Origin of the sequence: Candidatus Thiodictyon syntrophicum, from assembly GCF_002813775.1 — a bacterium.
GTDB classification, from domain to species: domain Bacteria; phylum Pseudomonadota; class Gammaproteobacteria; order Chromatiales; family Chromatiaceae; genus Thiodictyon; species Thiodictyon syntrophicum.
In genome coordinates this window covers 2,587,747-2,605,103 of record NZ_CP020370.1, presented here as the reverse complement: position 1 = coordinate 2,605,103, position 17,357 = coordinate 2,587,747, and the positions used below count along the sequence as shown (strand labels likewise).

The 17,357-nt window shown below is 68.6% G+C and carries 16 protein-coding genes and 1 pseudogene; 2 read left to right on the top strand and 15 right to left on the bottom strand.

Annotated features, from left to right (window positions below; all coding sequences use genetic code 11):
* Positions 1-60 precede the first annotated feature (60 nt).
* Positions 61-165, bottom strand: a pseudogene (locus tag THSYN_RS35830) (hypothetical protein); the annotation flags it as partial.
* Positions 166-273: 108 nt separating this feature from the next.
* Here THSYN_RS35830 and THSYN_RS10945 point away from each other — a divergent pair.
* The gene (locus tag THSYN_RS10945) at positions 274-771 is read left to right on the top strand and encodes a DUF2442 domain-containing protein (protein ID WP_100919174.1); all 498 of its coding nucleotides are present in this window, start codon (positions 274-276) and stop codon (positions 769-771) included.
* Between the two features lie 195 nt (positions 772-966).
* Here the strand turns inward: THSYN_RS10945 and THSYN_RS10940 are convergent, their stop codons facing one another.
* The 13 genes from THSYN_RS10940 to leuC all read right to left on the bottom strand — a co-directional run bounded on the left by THSYN_RS10940 (position 967) and on the right by leuC (position 14,663).
* Positions 967-1,215, bottom strand: a complete 249-nt coding sequence (locus THSYN_RS10940) for a Uma2 family endonuclease (protein ID WP_216644728.1) — start codon at positions 1,213-1,215, stop codon at positions 967-969.
* A 44-nt stretch (positions 1,216-1,259) separates the two neighbouring features.
* Positions 1,260-1,646, bottom strand: a complete 387-nt coding sequence (locus THSYN_RS10935; protein ID WP_100919173.1) for a type II toxin-antitoxin system VapC family toxin — start codon at positions 1,644-1,646, stop codon at positions 1,260-1,262.
* A complete protein-coding gene (locus tag THSYN_RS10930; RefSeq protein WP_100919172.1) occupies positions 1,643-1,891 on the bottom strand; it encodes a type II toxin-antitoxin system Phd/YefM family antitoxin in 249 nt (82 codons plus the stop codon). The genes THSYN_RS10935 and THSYN_RS10930 overlap by 4 nt, the downstream gene beginning before the upstream one ends.
* A gap of 249 nt (positions 1,892-2,140) precedes the next feature.
* Positions 2,141-3,001, bottom strand: coding sequence for an acetyl-CoA carboxylase, carboxyltransferase subunit beta (accD, locus tag THSYN_RS10925; RefSeq protein WP_100919171.1), 861 nt, complete (start codon positions 2,999-3,001; stop codon positions 2,141-2,143).
* Between the two features lie 222 nt (positions 3,002-3,223).
* On the bottom strand, positions 3,224-4,039 hold the full coding sequence (trpA, locus tag THSYN_RS10920; protein ID WP_100919170.1) for a tryptophan synthase subunit alpha: 816 nt from the start codon (positions 4,037-4,039) through the stop codon (positions 3,224-3,226).
* Positions 4,036-5,286 carry a tryptophan synthase subunit beta gene (gene trpB / locus THSYN_RS10915; protein ID WP_236848861.1) on the bottom strand — a complete coding sequence of 417 codons (1,251 nt, stop codon included), beginning with the start codon at positions 5,284-5,286 and terminating at the stop codon, positions 4,036-4,038. The genes trpA and trpB overlap by 4 nt, the downstream gene beginning before the upstream one ends.
* Positions 5,258-5,899 (bottom strand): phosphoribosylanthranilate isomerase, encoded by a 642-nt coding sequence (locus THSYN_RS10910; RefSeq protein WP_100919169.1) that lies wholly within the window; start codon positions 5,897-5,899, stop codon positions 5,258-5,260. Before THSYN_RS10910 ends, trpB begins: the two co-directional genes overlap by 29 nt.
* A 318-nt stretch (positions 5,900-6,217) precedes the next feature.
* The gene (gene truA, locus THSYN_RS10905) at positions 6,218-7,000 is read right to left on the bottom strand and encodes a tRNA pseudouridine(38-40) synthase TruA (RefSeq protein WP_100919168.1); all 783 of its coding nucleotides are present in this window, start codon (positions 6,998-7,000) and stop codon (positions 6,218-6,220) included.
* A gap of 69 nt (positions 7,001-7,069) precedes the next feature.
* Positions 7,070-10,207, bottom strand: a complete 3,138-nt coding sequence (locus THSYN_RS10900; protein WP_172965262.1) for a FimV/HubP family polar landmark protein — start codon at positions 10,205-10,207, stop codon at positions 7,070-7,072.
* A gap of 97 nt (positions 10,208-10,304) precedes the next feature.
* Complete coding sequence (asd, locus tag THSYN_RS10895; RefSeq protein ID WP_100919166.1) at positions 10,305-11,420, bottom strand: aspartate-semialdehyde dehydrogenase; 1,116 nt, start codon at positions 11,418-11,420, stop codon at positions 10,305-10,307.
* Between the two features lie 27 nt (positions 11,421-11,447).
* Entirely contained in the window at positions 11,448-12,527 is a 1,080-nt protein-coding gene (gene leuB, locus THSYN_RS10890; RefSeq protein ID WP_100919165.1) for a 3-isopropylmalate dehydrogenase, read from the bottom strand.
* 99 nt (positions 12,528-12,626) lie between these two features.
* Entirely contained in the window at positions 12,627-13,259 is a 633-nt protein-coding gene (gene leuD, locus THSYN_RS10885; protein WP_100919164.1) for a 3-isopropylmalate dehydratase small subunit, read from the bottom strand.
* A complete protein-coding gene (leuC, locus tag THSYN_RS10880; RefSeq protein ID WP_100919163.1) occupies positions 13,260-14,663 on the bottom strand; it encodes a 3-isopropylmalate dehydratase large subunit in 1,404 nt (467 codons plus the stop codon).
* Positions 14,664-14,807: 144 nt separating this feature from the next.
* On the opposite strand from leuC, the gene THSYN_RS10875 reads away from it, so the two are divergent.
* Complete coding sequence (locus tag THSYN_RS10875; RefSeq protein WP_100919162.1) at positions 14,808-15,947, top strand: trypsin-like serine peptidase; 1,140 nt, start codon at positions 14,808-14,810, stop codon at positions 15,945-15,947.
* Positions 15,948-16,146: 199 nt separating this feature from the next.
* On the opposite strand, the gene THSYN_RS10870 is transcribed toward THSYN_RS10875, so the two are convergent.
* A complete protein-coding gene (locus THSYN_RS10870) occupies positions 16,147-17,088 on the bottom strand; it encodes a hypothetical protein (RefSeq protein WP_216644727.1) in 942 nt (313 codons plus the stop codon).
* Positions 17,089-17,357 lie beyond the last annotated feature (269 nt).

The window sequence follows — 17,357 nt, the reverse complement described above, 5'->3', positions numbered from 1 at the left end:
CGGGCCGACGACCAGATATCCGCGGACCCCGGCGCGTTCATAGAGCGCCTTCTTATCGCGCAGGTCCTTGGCCGAGGTGCCGGGGGACAGGACCTCGGCGATCAGGTCCGGGGCGTCGGCTTTCTCGTTCCCACGCCAGCGTGGAACCAGTCCGCGAGATGGCATCGCTGGCCCGCGCAGGGGCTATCGGGCAGCCGGCAGGCTTGCTTCTATGCAACCATTGCACTAACCTCCTCCCACATGCCCGTCATCCCGATTCGAGGAGCTTGCGCAATGAGCAAAGATCATTTCCAGCTCACCAGGGTTGCCGCGCTGCCGGACTACCGCCTGGGTCTGAGCTATGCCGATGGACACTCCTTCGAGGTCGATCTGCGTGGGTGGATCGCGACCACGGTCCCGCTGCGGCCCCTGCAAGACGCCGCGCTCTTCGCCCAGGCCAAGGTCGGCTTTGCCGGAAGGACGGTGGAGTGGATCGAGGACGCGCTTGATCTCGGCGCCGACAACTTGCGCAACCTCGCGGTTGAACAAGCGGGCGGGATCGGCCATGAACGCATCTGGAACTGGCTGCACGATACGGGCATGACCCCGGACCAGGCCGCCCGCGCACTCGGCATCTCGCGGCGGATGCTGATCTATTACCGCGACGGAGAGAAGCCGATCCCGCGTGCGATCTGGCTGGCCTGCCTCGGCTGGGAGGCCGTGCGCCCCATGAACGACAGCCTACCCCGGAACATCCCCACGGCACGGGAATATGCCGCGCTACATGCCTGAACCGGCTCAGTCTTGGTCTCGCCGGCCAGTGTCCTAGCCATCTTACGGGAATGCTCGCCCAGCAAACGATGGGTTTCGCTGCGCTCTGCCCATCCTACGGGCTACGGGCGTGGAAGGCGCGATCCAGGGATTCGGGAGAGGTCCGAGCGTTGCAGCCGTTACTGGACCGTCTTGCCGGGTCCCAAGGGCCTGGGATCAGCCGTCGGCAGGCGCCGCCTCCGTTGGCCCCGGCACCTCGAACACCTCCCACAGCGGGACCTCGACCGCCTCCAGCGTGGCCGATCTCAGGACCTCATCGGCGGCGAAGACAGTGCCCTTGTCGTACCCGTCGGCGCCCAGGAGAAAACGGATGGCGTACTGTTCCAGCGGGTCGACGACCAGATATTCGCGGACCCCGGCGCGTTCATAGAGCGCCCGCGGGCAATCAACCCCGACCGAGAACATCGACGCCCCAGGAAATCGGCCGGGCACGAGAGTTGACCTCGTCTTTACACCAGGCGCGTCGGCTCACCGTATTGCGTCACCAGCGTGTCCGTGGTGAGCAGGGTCAACCCTTCCGTGCGGGCCTGGGCGATCAACAACCGATCGAAGGGGTCCTTGTGCAGCGGGGGCAGTTGACCGACGGCGATCGTCTGTTCGCTCGTCACCGCCAGCTCGCGGTAGCCGTGGGTGAGGAGCGTACGCCAAAAGCGCCGCGGGTCGACCTGGAAATCATCGCGGCCCAGGCCCCGCTTGATCGTGACCTCCCAAATACTGGCGGCACTGAACAGGAGTTCGTGGGAGGGGTCCAGCAGCAGCGTAGTCGCCGCCGCGGAGAGTCGTTCCGGATGACCCGCGGCCCACAGCAGCAGGTGGGTATCGAGCAGCAGGTTCAAGGCCCACCGACCGTGAATCGGGCCTCGATCTCCTCCTGTCCCATTTGATCGAAATCGTCCGGGACCCGAATCTCCCCCGCAAGGAATCCGAGCCGGTGCGTCGTTCCCGCCTCCTGCGCCTGCAGCGGTATCACCTTGACCAAGGGGTTGCCCGCCTTGGCGATAATGAATGGCTCGCCCTTGGCCGCGCGCTCGACCAGACGGGAGAGATGGGTCTTGGCTTCGTGAATGTTGACGGTCAGCATGACGATGCTTCGTTGTGGACTAATGCGGCTTAGTTTACCACGCGCAGGCGCCGACTGGGGCACAAGAAAATCCCGGCGGCCCAACCCAAAATCGGTAATTCCTCACGCAAAGACGCCAAGAACGCAAAGAAGAATAAACTTTGCGAGCGGTGACCCCATCACCCGGCAGGTGAACCGCGCGACCGAGATATCTCATCACAGAACTTTGCGTCTTTGCGTCTTTGCGTGAAACAAATTCTTCTTCCAGGGTCAATGCCGCCCCCGCCGCATCAGGATCGCGAGCAGATCGCTCACTCGGTCGCGCAGGTCGCGGCGGTCGACGATCATGTCGAGCGCCCCCTTTTCCATCAGGAACTCGGCGCGCTGGAAGCCCTCGGGGAGCTTCTCGCGCACCGTCTGTTCGATCACCCGGGGGCCGGCGAAGCCGATCAGGGCGCCGGGCTCGGCGATATTGATGTCACCGAGCATCGCGAGGCTGGCCGAGACGCCGCCCATGGTCGGGTCCGTCATCACCGAGATGAAGGGCAGGCCGCGCTCGCGCAACTGCGCCAGGGCGGCGCTGGTCTTGACCATCTGGAACAGCGAAAACAGGCTCTCCTGCATGCGCGCCCCGCCGCTCGCGGAGAAACACACCAAGGGCGCGCCCTGCTCCAGGGCGCCATCCACCCCGCGCACGAAGCGCTCGCCGACCACCGATCCCATGGAGCCGCCCATGAACTCGAACTCGAAGGCGGCGGCGACGATCGGCTCACCCTTGAGTCGGCCGCGCAGGACCACCATCGCCTCCTTCTCGCCGGTCGCCTTCTGGGCGGCGGTCAGACGGTCCTTGTAGCGCTTGAGATCCTTGAACCTGAGCGGGTCGGTCGACTCGATCTCCGCGCCCAGTTCCTCGCGCGGCTCCGGATCGAGGAAGCCGTCCAGCCGGCGCCGGGCGCGGATGCGGTTGTGGTGGCTGCACTTGGGGCAGACCTCGAGATTGCGCTCCAGTTCGGCCCGGTAGAGGATGGCATTGCAGCCGGGGCACTTGGCCCAGATCCCCTCCGGCACGGCACGCTTGTGGCTGGCCTCGGTGCGGATGCGGCTCGGCATCAGCTTCTCGAACCAACTCATGGTCGTTTCTCTATTGATCGCCACCGTCGCGCCCCCGCCCTTAAGAACTATTCAACCAAAGAAAGACAATTTAGCCGCAAATAAACGCAAATAAACGCAAATGATGCCATTGGCGAGGATCAGGGACGCACCCGAAGGACAATCACTGACAACGCGTCAATGCCGGGATTATTCCGATTTATTTGCGTTCATTTGCGTTCATTTGCGGCTAAAAAAATCCATTCAAGCGCCATCCACGGCGTCGATGGCCACGCGCAGGTCGGCCAGGAACTCGGCAATGGCCCCCGGGATCGCCTCGGGGCTCTGCTCCAGGGCCTCGATGCGGCTGACGATGGCGCTGCCGACGATGACCGCGTCGGCCACCGCGGCGACCTGGGCGGCGGTGGCCGCGTCCTTGATGCCGAACCCCACGCCGACCGGCAGGGGGATCAGCGACTTGATGGCCGCGACCCGGGCCGCCACCGCGTCCAGGTCCAGGTGTCCGGCGCCGGTCACGCCCTTGAGCGCCACGTAATAGACGAAGCCGGAGGCGACCTCCCCGATGCGCCGGATACGCTCCGGCGTGGAGGTGGGCGCGAGCAGATAGACCAGGTCCAGGCCCCGCCCGCGCAGCGCGGCGACCAGTTCGGCGCCCTCCTCCGGCGGTACGTCCACCACCAGGGCGCCGTCCACGCCGGCCGCCTGGGCGGCGACGGCAAAGCGCTCGTACCCCATGACCTCGATGGGGTTCAGGTAGCCCATCAGCACCACCGGGGTGTCCGGGTCCTGGGCACGGAAGGCGCGCACCATACTGAGCACATGGGCCAGCGAGACGCCGCGGGCCAGGGCGCGCTCGGTGGCACGCTGGATCACGGGGCCGTCGGCGATGGGGTCCGAGAAGGGGACGCCCAGCTCGATCAGGTCCGCCCCGGCGGCGACCATGGCGTGCATCAGCGGGACCGTGGTGGACGGGTGTGGATCACCGGCCGTGACGAAGGGGATCAGGGCGGTACGACCACGGCCCCGAAGGGAGGCGAAACGCTCGGCGATGCGGCTCACAGGACGAGGCCCTCCAGGGTGGCGACCGTGTGCATGTCCTTGTCCCCGCGGCCGGAGAGATTGACCAGGATGCTCTGATCCCGGCGCATGGTGGGGGCCAGCTTGGCCGCGTAGGCCAGGGCGTGGCTCGACTCCAGGGCCGGGATGATGCCCTCGGTACGGGTCAGGGTGTGGAAGGCGGCCAGGGCCTCGGCGTCGGTGATGGCGTCATAGTGGGCGCGCCCGCTGTCCTTGAGCCAGGCGTGCTCGGGGCCGACCCCCGGGTAGTCCAGGCCGGCGGAGATCGAATGGGTCTCGATGATCTGGCCGTTGACGTCTTCCATCAGGTAGGTCCGGTTGCCATGCAGTACCCCGGGCCGACCGGCATTGAGCGGCGCGGCGTGACGGCCGCTCGCCAGTCCCTCACCGGCCGCCTCGATCCCGTACATCGCGACCCCGGCGTCCTCGATGAACGGGTAGAAGAGCCCGATGGCGTTGGAGCCACCGCCCACGCAGGCGACCAGGGCGTCGGGCAGGCGCCCGGTGCGCGCCAGCATCTGGGCGCGCGACTCGCGCCCGATCACCGCCTGGAAGTCCCGCACCATGGCCGGGTACGGGTGGGGACCCGCCACCGTGCCGATGATGTAGAAGGTGTCGTCGACATTGGTGACCCAGTCGCGCATGGCCTCGTTGAGCGCGTCCTTCAGGGTGCGGGAGCCCGACTTGACCGACACCACCCGGGCCCCGAGCAGGCGCATGCGGTAGACGTTGGCCTCCTGGCGTGCCACGTCCACCTCGCCCATATAGACGACGCATTCGAGCCCCAGGCGCGCCGCCACCGTCGCGCTGGCCACCCCGTGCTGACCGGCGCCGGTCTCGGCGATGATCCGGGTCTTGCCCATGCGGCGGGCCAACAGGGCCTGGCCGATGGTGTTGTTGATCTTGTGGGCGCCGGTGTGGTTCAGGTCCTCGCGCTTGAGATAAACCTGGGCGCCGTTGAGATCGCGGCTCCAGCGCTGCGCGTGATAGATCGGCGAGGGCCGCCCCACATAGTCCTGCAGGTCCGCGTCCAGTTCGGCCTGAAATTCCGGGTCCCCCAGGTAGTGCTCATAGGCCTCCCGGAGCTGCGCCAGGGGGTGCATGAGGGTCTCAGGCACGAACAGGCCGCCGTAGGGACCGAAATGTCCGTGTGTATCGGGCCAGTGATAGTCTTGCCCGGGTCCCGCCGGGAGCGGCGGGTCAGAAAGAATTGCGGGCGCTGTCGCCATCTCGTACCCCTTGCATGAATGCGTAAATCTTGGCCGGGTCTTTCTGGCCCCGGGCGGCCTCCACCCCACCGCTCACATCGACGGCGTAGGGCCGCACGCGGGCGATGGCCCCGGCCACGTTGGTTGGATCGAGCCCCCCGGCGAGGACGATCCTGGAGGCCAACCCCGGGGGGATGCGCCCCCAGTCGAAGGCCGCCCCGGTGCCGCCCGGGAGTGCCGGGTCGTAGGCGTCGAGCAGGAGCCCGGCGGCCCCCTGGTAGTGTTCTGCCAGTGCAGGAAGATCGACCCCTGGACGCATCCGGATTGCCTTGAGCCAGCGCCGACCGACACTCTCGCACAGTGCGGGCGGCTCCTCCCCGTGAAACTGCACGAGATCCAGCTGCACCTGCTCCAGGATACGCCGGATCTGCGCCGCCGATTCGTCCACGAACAGCCCCACGGCGCTCACGAAGGGCGGGAGCAGGCCACAGAGTTCACGGGCAAGCGCCGGGGTCACGGCGCGCGGACTCGGCGGATAAAACACCAGCCCGATCGCGTCGGCCCCCGCCGCCACGGCCGCCGCGACGTCCTGCGGGCGGGTCAAGCCGCAGATTTTAACCCGGGTCCTGGTCATTGCTCCTCGGTCATCGGTCAGTGGTCAGTGGTCAGTGGTCAGTGGCTAGTCTAACCACTAATACCCGGTTTCAGCTTATCTTGCGTATCGACCCCAACGGGGTCGAACATACCAGCCCAGGGCAACGCCCTGGGTATGGGTTAGCGCAGCGCTTAGCCCTGAAAGGGCGTGACATAACGGTGTGGCCCCTTATGTCACGCCCTTTCAGGGCTGGGCCGAATAAACAACGCTATCCCAGGGCGTTGCCCTGGGCTGGTATATTACGCCCCTTCAGGGCTTGAGCAGGCGCAAGATATAGCTGGAACGGGGTACTGACCACTAATCACTGAGAACCAGCGCCTGCGGCAAGTCAAACTCCGCGGGATAGTCGGCCCGCACGAAATAAAGCCCCTGGGGCGGCGCGGTCACCCCGCCGCGGGTGCGGTCGCGCAGCATCAGCAGTTCCTGCGTCCACTGCACCGGCGCCTCGCCGCGACCGATGCTGAGCAGCACCCCGACGATGTTGCGCACCATGTGGTGCAGGAAGCCATTGGCGCCGACGCGCAGTTCGACCACCCCGGCCGCCGCGCTCAGGTCCAGATAGTGAACCTGGCGCACTGGGCTCTTGGCCTGGCAGCCCAGGGCGCGAAAGCTGCTGAAGTCGTGCTCGCCCACCAGCGCCGCGGCGGCGGCCTGCATACGCCCAAGGTCCAGCGGCCGATGGACCCAGAGGGCGCGGTCGGGCTCCAGGGCCGAGCGGGTGCGACGGGTCAGGATGCGGTAGCGATAGTGACGGGCGCGGGCCGAGAAGCGGGCATGAAAGGCCCCGGCGACCGGCTGCGCCCAACTCACCGCGCAATCGGGCGGCAGGTTGACATTGCTCCCCAGTACCCAGGCACGCTCCGTGCGGCTGGCCGTGCTGTCGAAATGGACCACCTGCTCCAGGGCGTGGACCCCCGCATCCGTGCGTCCGGCACACTGGACCCGGACCGGATGGTCGGCCACCCGCGACAGGGCCGCCTCCAGGGTCTCCTGGACGGTGCGCACCCGCGGTTGGGTCTGCCAACCGCAATAGGCGGTACCATCGTACTCGACACCGAGGGCGATCCGTTCACTGGACATCACGGCCACCCAGAGGGCGCGTCGTCGCCGTCACGACAGAGGTCACGAGCGATCGAAAGCAGCGCCCGTTCAACCGACCCGCCGCAGCAAGTCCTGTGCCTCCGCGCGCTGTTCCTCGTTGCCCTCGCCGCCAACCTCTTCCAAGATGCCCTTGGCCGCGTCCTTATCACCCATTTCGATATAGGCGCGGGCCAAGTCCAGTTTGGTCGCGGTCTCGTCCCACAGACCCGAGTCCATCTGCCACTGGGACGACAGCAAATCACTCGATGCGCTGTCCTCCGCGGTGCCCAGGAGCCCGGGTAACCCGGTCGCCCCGCCCGTCGTCTTGGCACCCTCGGCCTGACCGCGCGGATACACGGATGCCGAGGCCACCTCCGAGATCTCAAGCCCGGCCCGGCCGGGCTCATCGCTCGGTTGGCCGACCTGCGTCGTCGGGGTCGAGTCCAGGACTGAGTACAGTTGCAGATCGTCGGCGGGCCGCGGTTCCCCGATGTTCAGTTCGAGATCCGAGACCCCGCCCGCGAACCCCGCGTCGGCACCCCCGGGGGCGGCAGCGGCGCGCCGCGGGACCTCTCGCACCTTCTCCGGATTCAGCCCGGGACCGAACAGACGATCGTCCAAGAACGCCGGTTCCAGGTCATGGGACGGGGCATCGATACTGATCGGCGTGCTGATCGGAGTACTGAGCGGGATATCCGTCACCTTGGCGCGGCCGGCGCCGGCCAGCGCCGCCTCGGCGGTACCCCGCAACGCCAGGTCCGCCGACGGCTTCTGGGCGTCACTGATGTCGAGCGTGTAGACCTCTGCTGAACCGGGATCGAGCGACTCCTCCAGGAGGTCGGTCGCCCGCCCCACGCGCCCGCCGAAGGCCTGCGCGGGGGGACGCGCCAAGGTCGCCGCGACGACGCCGGACGCGGGCGGTTGCAGCGACGGCAGCGACGGCAGCGACGGCAGCGACGGCAACACGACGCCGCCCTGAGCAACTTCCGTTTGCGTGCCGGCGGCCATGCCGACCAGGCGCTGCCACTGATCCGGGCTCACCTGATCCCCGCCGAGCGCCTGCACCTCCTGCATCAGGGCCCGCAGCGCGTCGGTGTTCTTGGCGCCATAGTAAGCCTCCGCCAGTTTGAACTTGAGGTCCAACCGCGCCGGGGTACGCCGAATTTCCTCTCGCAGCAGGTCTTCCGCCTCGCGGTAGCGGCCGTAGGCGATATAGATGTCCGCCTCCGAGAGGGCATCGGCGTCGTCCGTCTCCGGGTCTGCGCGGCCGAAGGCGGCGAACGCCGAAGACGGCGTCTCCTGGAGGCCGGGCTCCTGCGAGTGCGGCGACGTCAACGTCGGTGGTGGCGCCGCCACGGTCCCGGCGCGGGAAGCCCCCGGCGCCGCCGACCGATCCTGATCGAGTCGGTCGCTCAGGCTTTCGGACAGATCACCGGAATCGAATTCGACACTGGAATCGCGTCCGACCCGCCGCCGCGACCGCAGCCAGCTCAGGGCCGCGATGCCCAGAGCGGTCACACCCGCGACGGCGGCCAGCGGAAACAACAGGGAGCGCCATGTGGAATCGCCGTCTGACGCCGCCGCCACGGGGGTCTCGGCAGGCCCGCCAACCGGAACCTTGGCGGCGGCGCCAACCGGAACGCCGCCCGGTGTCCCGGGCCGCGTCGAAGGCGGCTGGCCCGGCGGCACCGCGGCCACGGGCCCAGTGTCCGGCCGTGGCTGCGGCGCGGAACCGGGGGGGATCGCGGGGGAGAGCGCGCCCGCGTCCGGCGACGCAGCCCCCACTCGGGCCGCACCCGTCGACCCTGGTGCCTCGCCAGGGGCGTCCACCGCCACCGCCGCCGGCTGCCCCCGGGAGGCATCGGCAGGCCCCACGGACCCGCTCGCGCCGTCGTCCGGGGGTTGACCGCCAAGGACGCCCAGCGGGCCCTTCAGGTCCGGGGGCAGGCTCTGCTGCGACTGTGCCGCCACCGTGGCCGGCGCCTCCGGACCCGGGGCCCGCGACGCCGCCGGGACGACCGCGGCGGGTCCTGCCCCGCCCTGCACCCGGGCCAGTTCTTCGTTGCGGAGCTTGAGCAGTTGCTGAATCTCCGCGAGTTGCGACTCCAGATCGTGGATGCGGCCACGCATCTCGACCGTCTCCTGGCGGGCGCTCTCACTCGTCTCGCGCGCCAGTAGGACGTCCCGCTCCAGGCCCGCCGCACCAGCCTCAGTCCCCGGCGTGGCCCCACGCCTGCCGGTGTCCGCGGCGGCCCCGGCAATCCTTAGCCGCGACTCCCCTTCACCGGGCGCGGCGAGCGGGGTGGCCGGCTCAGTGATCGGACCGCGCCGCACCTTCTCCCCTCTGATCGCCGCCTGGAACTCCTGATTAGCCGCCGCGGGGCTCATGGCAAACAGCGCGTCGGCGTGCGGCAGGGTCAGGGTACGGCCGGCGATCAAACGGTTGATGTCACCGTTGATAAACGCGTCCGGATTGTTGCGGTAAAGCGCCATGGCGGTCTGCGACACCGTGGCACCCGCCGGGGCGTTGGCGCGCGCCAGACGCCAGAGCCCGGTTCCCGGGCGGATCGGACCAATGCGTCTTGGGAAGCCCCCGCCGGCGGCGGCGACGGGCGCGGTGCGCGGCACCTGCGCCGGCAGCGTGGACGGCGGCAGGGCAGTCTTCCCGGGTCTGACCGCGGGGGCGGGGGCCGATGCCGGCGTCACGGCGGGTGGGGACCTTGTGGGTGCCGGGACGTTCGGCGCTGACGGCTCCCGCGGGGGTCGCGCATCGATCACCGGCGGATCGACACGCGGGGCCGTGCGGGAGGCCGTCACCGGGGGATCCAAGAGGACGGTGTATTGCTTCACCAGGCGTCCCTTCGGCCACACCACCTCCACCAGAAAGTCCATGTACGGCTCGCGCATCGGCTCGCGGCTGGAGACCCGAATCACCGGGTTACCGCGCGGGGAGAGCTGCGGACTGAAGCGCAGTTTGGTCAGGTGATGATAGCGCTCGGTGCCGGTCCGGCTGAACTCCGTCTGGGGTGCGATCTGCGCCTTGACGGCGTCCAACTCGTCGGGCTTCGCATCGATGAGCTCGATCTCACCGAGAAACGGTTGGTCGAGGGCCGATTGCAGGCGAAGCCCACCCAAACCCAAGGCGTGAGCGTGCGTGCCGGCCAGGGCCGACAACAGCGCGAACGCGAGGTACAGCTTGCGCGACATCCGCCTGCCTCGTTTACCCATCAAGGGCTCGGAACTATATCTGAATCCGCGCTCGGTCACCAAGGCGGCGACCGCACGCGCCCCGCGGCGACCGGGCTCAGCGCTCAAGCAGGATCCGCAGCATGCGCCGCAACGGTTCGGCGGCCCCCCACAACAACTGATCTCCAACCGTGAAGGCGGCCAGGTAGCGCTCCCCCAGCGTCAGCTTGCGCAGGCGCCCCACCGGGACCTGGAGGCGCCCGGTCACCGCGGCCGGTGACAGCTCGGCGATGGTGCGCGCGCGCTCATTCGGTACCACCCGTACCCAGTCGTTGGCACCGGCGATCAGGTGCGCCGCCTCCTCGACTGACAGGTCCTGGTTGAGCTTGATCGTCAGGCCTTGACTATGGCAACGCATTGCGCCTACCCGCACGCACAGGCCGTCGACCGGGATAGGGTGCGCGGTCAGCCCCAGGATCTTGTTGGTCTCCACCCCGCTCTTCCACTCCTCCCGGCTCTGGCCGTTGTCCAACTGGGCGTCGATCCAGGGGATCAGACTCCCCGCCAGCGGCACCTCGAACCGGGTGCTGGGGAAATCGCTTCCCCGCAGGGTCTGCGTGACCACCCGGTCGATCTCCAGGATGGCCGCGGCCGGGTCCGCGAGCAGGGGTCCGACCGCCGCGTGGAGTGCCCCCATCTGCACCAGCAGCTCGCGCATGTGTTTGGCGCCGGCCCCGGAGGCGGCCTGATAGGTCATGGCACTGACCCACTCGACCACCCCCGCCCGGAACAGCCCGCCGATGGCCATCAGCATCAGGCTCACGGTGCAATTGCCGCCGATGAACTCGCGCCGCCCGGCCGCCAGGGCCGCGTCGATCAGGTCGCGGTTGACCGGGTCCAGGATGATCGTGGCCTCGGGTTCCATGCGCCGGGCCGAGGCGGCATCGATCCAGTAACCGTCCCAGCCCGCAGCCCGCAGCCGCGGGTAGACCTCCTTGGTATAGTCGCCGCCCTGGCAGGTGACGATGATGTCCATCTCACCCAGGGCGTCGATAGACCCGGCGTCGCTCAGGGGCCGGCGGCCCCGCCCGACCTCGGGCCCTGGTTGACCGACCTGGGAGGTGGTGAAAAAGACCGGCATCGCGATGTGCGCGAAATCGTCTTCCGCGCACATGCGCTCCAGGAGGACCGAACCCACCATCCCCCGCCAGCCGACAAACCCGACACGATTCATTTAGTCACATCCGCTTAGGATAACCGATCACTGCCTCAGGGCCGCGACGACCGCCTCGCCCATCTCGATCGTGCTCACCCGGCGCATCCCGGCGGACATGATGTCCGCGGTCCGCAGACCCGCATCCAGCACGCGCGACACCGCCGCCTCGATCCGGTCGGCCACGGCCGGCGCCTCCAGCGAGTAGCGCAACATCATGGCCACCGAGAGCAGGGTGGCGAGCGGGTTGGCCACGCCCTGGCCGGCAATGTCCGGGGCCGAGCCGTGGATCGGTTCGTACATGCCCTGACCGGCGGCATTGAGCGAGGCCGAGGGCAACATGCCGATGGAGCCGGTGAGCTGGGAGGCGCAGTCAGAGAGGATGTCACCGAACAGGTTGCCGGTCACCATCACGTCGAACTGCTTGGGCGCCCGCACCAGTTGCATGGCCGCATTGTCCACATACATGTGCGTCAGGGTGAGGTCCGGATAGTCGGCGGCGACCCGGGTCGCCACCTCGCGCCACAGCTCGGTGCACTCCAGGACGTTCGCCTTGTCCACCGAGCACACCCGCCGTTGGCGCTGCATGGCCAGATCGAAGGCAACGCGGCAGATCCGCTCCACCTCGGACTCGGTATAGACCATGGTATTGATCCCCCGGCGCTCGCCGGAGGCCAGCGTCTCGACCCCCCGAGGCTGCCCGAAATAGATGTCCCCCGTCAACTCACGCACGATCAGGATATCGAGCCCGGAGACCACCTCCGGCTTGAGGGTCGAAGCCCCGGCCAACTGGGGGTAGAGGATCGCCGGGCGCAGGTTGGCGAAGAGTCCGAGTCCCGCGCGCAGGCCCAACAGGCCCCGTTCCGGCCGCTTGGAGATGTGCAGGGGCTCCCACTTGGGCCCGCCCACGGCGCCCAACAGGACCGCGTCGGCGGCCCGGGCGGCGGCCAGGGTCGCCGACGGCAGGGGGTCACCGGTCTCGTCATAGGCCGCCCCGCCCACCAGGGCGTGCGAGAGCTCGATCGCCACCTCACCGGTGGCGTTCAAGGCCTCGAGGAGCTTGACGGCCTCCCCGATGATCTCCGGGCCGATGCCGTCACCCGGGAGTACCAAAACCTTCTTCGACAATTCGTTATCTCCACGACGAATGAGGCGATGCCTCAGGCCGACCAGGCAGCAAGAACCGAAGGCTACACTGGTCGGCTTGCAATTAGACAGGATTAACAGTCAGAACTGCCAGGGCGCCACGAGCTGACGGCGGGCCTCGTAGGCGCGGATGGCGTCCACGTGCTTCAAGGTCAGACCGATGTCGTCCAGACCCTCGAGCAGGCACTGCTTGCGGAAGGCATCCACGCTGAAGGCGATGGTCTCACCCGCCAGATCCAGGGTCTGACCCGGCAGGTCGACGGCGATCCGCAACGCCTGCTCCCCGCCGGCAAGGGCGAAGAGCCGCGCGACGGTCGCGGCATCGAGAACGATGGGCAGGATACCGTTCTTGAAGCAGTTGTTGAAAAAGATATCGGCGTAGCTCGGCGCCAGGATCACCCGGATACCGAAGTTCGCCAGGGCCCAGGGGGCGTGCTCCCGGGACGAGCCGCAGCCGAAGTTCTCCCGCGCCAGCAGGACCTCGGCGCCCGCGTAACGCGGGTCGTTGAGGACGAAGTCCGGGTTGCGCGGCCGGGCGGTGCAGTCCATCTCGGGCTCACCGTGGTCCAGGTAGCGCCACTCGTCGAAGAGATAGGGCCCGAAGCCGCTGCGCTTGATGCTTTTGAGGAATTGCTTGGGGATGATCGCATCGGTGTCGACGTTGGCCCGATCGAGCGGCAGCACGACCCCGGTGAAGTTCTGGAACGGGTCCATCTAGAGCGTCCTCACATCGACGAAATGACCGGTCACCGCGGCGGCGGCGGCCATGGCCGGGCTCACCAGGTGGGTACGCCCGCCCGGCCCCTGCCGGCCCTCGAAGTTGCGGTTGGAGGTCGAGGCGCAACGCTCCTGGGGCTCCAGGCGATCCGCGTTCATGGCCAGACACATGGAACAACCGGGCTCACGCCACTCGAAACCGGCCGCGGTGAAGATGCGGTCCAGCCCCTCGGCCTCGGCCTGCACCTTGACCGGGCCCGAGCCAGGGACCACCAGCGCGAGCCGGATCCCCGGGGCGACCCGGCGGCCCTCTACCACGGCCGCCGCGGCCCGCAGGTCTTCGATACGCGAGTTGGTACAGGAGCCGATGAAGACCTTGTCCGGGCGGATCGCGGTGATCGGGGTGCCGGCCTCCAGTCCCATGTAGGCCAGGGCGCGGCGCATGCCGGCGGCCTTGGTCGGGTCCGGCTCCAAGGCCGGGTCCGGCACCCGCCCATCCACCGGCAGCACCATCTCAGGGGAGGTCCCCCAGGTTACCTGCGGCTTGATGTCGGCCGCGTCGAGCCGGACCACCTGGTCGAACGCGGCACCCGGATCGCTCACCATGGTGCGCCAGTGGTCAGCGGCGCGCTCGAAGAGGTCGCCCTTGGGGGCGAAGTGGCGACCACGCAGGTAGGTGATCGTCTGCTCGTCCACGGCGACCAGCCCGGCGCGGGCGCCGGCCTCGATGGCCATGTTGCAGACGGTCATGCGCCCTTCCATGGACAGGGCCCGGATCGCCTCACCGCCGAACTCGACCACGAAGCCCGTGCCGCCCGCGGTGCCGATCTCCCCGATGATGGCGAGCACGATGTCCTTGGCGGTCACCCCGGGGCCGACCGCGCCCTCGACACTGATCAGCATGGCCTTGGACTTGCGTTGGAGCAGGCACTGGGTGGCGAGCACATGCTCCACCTCCGAGGTCCCGACGCCGAAGGCGAGGGCCCCGAAGGCCCCGTGGGTCGCGGTATGGGAGTCGCCGCACACCAGCGTGCTGCCCGGCAGGGTGAAGCCCTGCTCCGGGCCGATGACGTGGCAGATCCCCTGCCGCGGATCGCCCATCGCGAACTCGGTGATGCCGAAGGTGCGGCAGTTCGCGCCCAGGGTCTCCACCTGGAGCCGTGCGACCGGGTCCGTGATGCCCGCGGCCAGGTTGGCGGTGGGGACATTGTGATCCGGCACCGCCAGGTTCGCCGCCGCCCGCCAGGGGGTGCGCCCGGCCAGCCGCAGACCCTCGAAGGCCTGCGGGGAGGTCACCTCGTGCACCAGTTGCCGGTCGATGTAGAGGAGCGCCGTGCCGTCCTCATCGACCCGCACCAGATGATCGTCCCAGAGTTTGTCGTAGAGGGTTCGGGCACCCATGACGCCACCTCGTTGCCTAGAATCGGGCGCTCAGCGGAGCGCAACGCATAAGAATAGACGGCGCGGTCCGCAAACTCAATTCCGACGCGAGCCGGCGGACCCGCTATAGTGGTCGACAGGTCAACGCAGCCGCCCCCAGCCACCATGCACGACGGTCATCCTTGGCAGGTACGCATCAGTGCGCCCGCCCACCCCCACGAGAGCGTCGGCAGCGGCGTGCTGATCGGCCCACGGCACGTCATCACCTGTGCGAGTGTGGTCGGCGCCGCCTTGGGGGTCGCGGTCGGCCCCGAGCCCCCCGGGGGTGAGGTGGCGCTGGAACTGCCGCTGCTGCCGATCCCCTACCGGGGCTCAGGCACCCTGGTCGCCTGGGTGCCGGAGGCCGGATGGGACCCGCGCTGGAACCCTCCCGGGGCGCGGCCGCCCGGGCTCGCGGTGCTGCAACTCGGTGAGCCGGCCCCGGCGACGGCGATTCCGGCCCGACTGGAGCCGATCGCACCGTCGCACTATCGCAACCGGGCGGTCTTCTGCCTGGGGTTCCCGCCCGACAGTCCCGCGGGTCGGCGCGTCCACGCCGATTGCGCCAATGCGGACGCCGAGACCATCACCGGCCTTGAGACCGACCACGGCACCATCGAGCGGAGCTTTACCGGAACCGGGGCCTGGGACCCGATCCGCGAGTCGGTCCTGGGGCTGGTGGTGGCGGACGAGTTCCCGAGCGCGCTGGCCCTGCTGATCCCCGCCCATTGCCTGCTCGCCGTCTGGCCCGACGCGCCGGTGCGCGCCGACCGGGGGACCGGCGCGCGCCTGCTGGGGTGGGTGGCTGGCTTGGACACGCGCCGGGGCAATCTGCTCCTGCGCCTGTTCGCCGGCCTGGCCTTCGCCGGTCTGGGACTGGTCTGGTGGCTGGAACCGGACACCCAGCCCGCCCTTGAACAAGCGCCAAGCGTCGCGGCGACGAGCCTCATCAGCGGTTTTGTCTGGGAGCCGACCGGCAAGCCCATCCCCGGGGTGCGCGTGCTGGTCCCGGCGCGGGGAGTGGCCGCCGAAACCGACCGCTTCGGCCACTTCAGCCTCCGATTCCAGGAAGCGGCCGGCGCCGCGGTCGAGGTCGTCGTCATGGCCCCCGGTTATCAGAGCCTCACCGAGCCGGCGCGGATCGGCGAGTCCGGCCTCAATCTGGTACTAAGACGCCCAGAACCCTCGGACGGCGCCCCGGCGGAGACTGGGGACGGGCTGGAAGGAAGCCCCCACGTGGGCTACCCGGACGGACAGCGGCCTTAAGCAACGCGAAGGGCAGCCCCCGATACCATTCGAGAACCGGAACTCATTGAAGAAACGGACAGGATTAACAGGATTTCTCAGGATTTACAGGATGTGTTAGCGCTGCAAGTCGCACCCGAATTAATCCTGTTAATCCTGCAAAATCCTGTTGATACTACCTATTTTTACCCGATCGGCACAGCCTTCGGCACGCTGCAAGTCATTCCGACCCCACCGAATCCAGTGAGACGGCATACACGGGGTCCGCGGCGAAGGGCTCTGCGGCCTGCGGATCGACGCTGATCCAGACCCCACCCATGAAGGGGGAACCCGGCACCTCGACGCGCGTGAAGCGCTCAAAGGGCGCGCCGCGCGCCGGATCGAGCAGCGGGTGGTCGTGCCGGTACCGATGGGTATCCCCGTGGAGCAGCAACACCGGGCCTGGGAAGTGACTCATCAGGTCGACCAGTTGCGCCTTGAAGCCGCGGAAACCCCGCGGTCCCCGCCCCCCATCGAACAGCGGGTCCGCCTGGATCATGATGACCAGGGCGCGGGCGTCGCGGCCCGGGGGCGAGGCCAGGACCCGGGTCAGGAAGTCCCGGTTGGCGGCCTCGCGCGCCCTGAACTCGGCCATGGCCGCCGCGTCGTCGGCGTCGTACCCGTTGTCGCTGCCGACGATGTGCAGGGCCACAAACAGCACCTCGTCCATCACAAAGCCGTAGATCTCGGGGAAGCGCTCACCGGCCTGGGTCACCCCCAGGGCGGCGAGCCGCAGGACACCCGGATCACCGTAGAAAATCTCCCGCACCCGCGCCAAGCGCAGCCGCGGGTCCAACCCACCAGCGGCCCAGCGCTTGCAGTCGGTCCACTCGTTGTCTCCGGGGGTGTAGACCACCGGCACCGCCACCGCCCGAAAGAGCCCGGCAATGGTCTGCAACTGCTCATCGGTACAGGGGGAACTGCCGGACTTGATGTCGCCCACATGCACGATGAACGGCGGCGCCTGGACGGCGGCAGCGGCGAGCAGCGCCTGCAGCGGAGCCACCTCGGACTCGCCATAGGGCAGATCGCCGACCGCAAAGAAGCGCAGGGGCGCCGTCGCGGGCGCACCGGCGCCCCCCGGGGGCGGGGCCTCCAGTTGGGCCGCCACGGGACGGACCATCAAGGCCGCCGCACAGAGAAGCGCGCGGGCCAAGGTCCTGTTGCGAGCGTGGGGCGCCAGCCGGGCGCGGTTGGATCGCCGGCACATAGGGTTCTGCCTGATGGGTAAGGCCGCCGGCGCGCCGCGGCGAAAGTCAATTGAGGATCATGCCTGTGCCTGCGGCCGGGATCAACTCCCGATGTCGGGGTTAGGAGTTCGGGGTTCGGGGTTCGGGGTTCGGTAGATGGTCCACCGCACCCGGGCGCCGATCGGCAGGCGGGCGAGCCCTG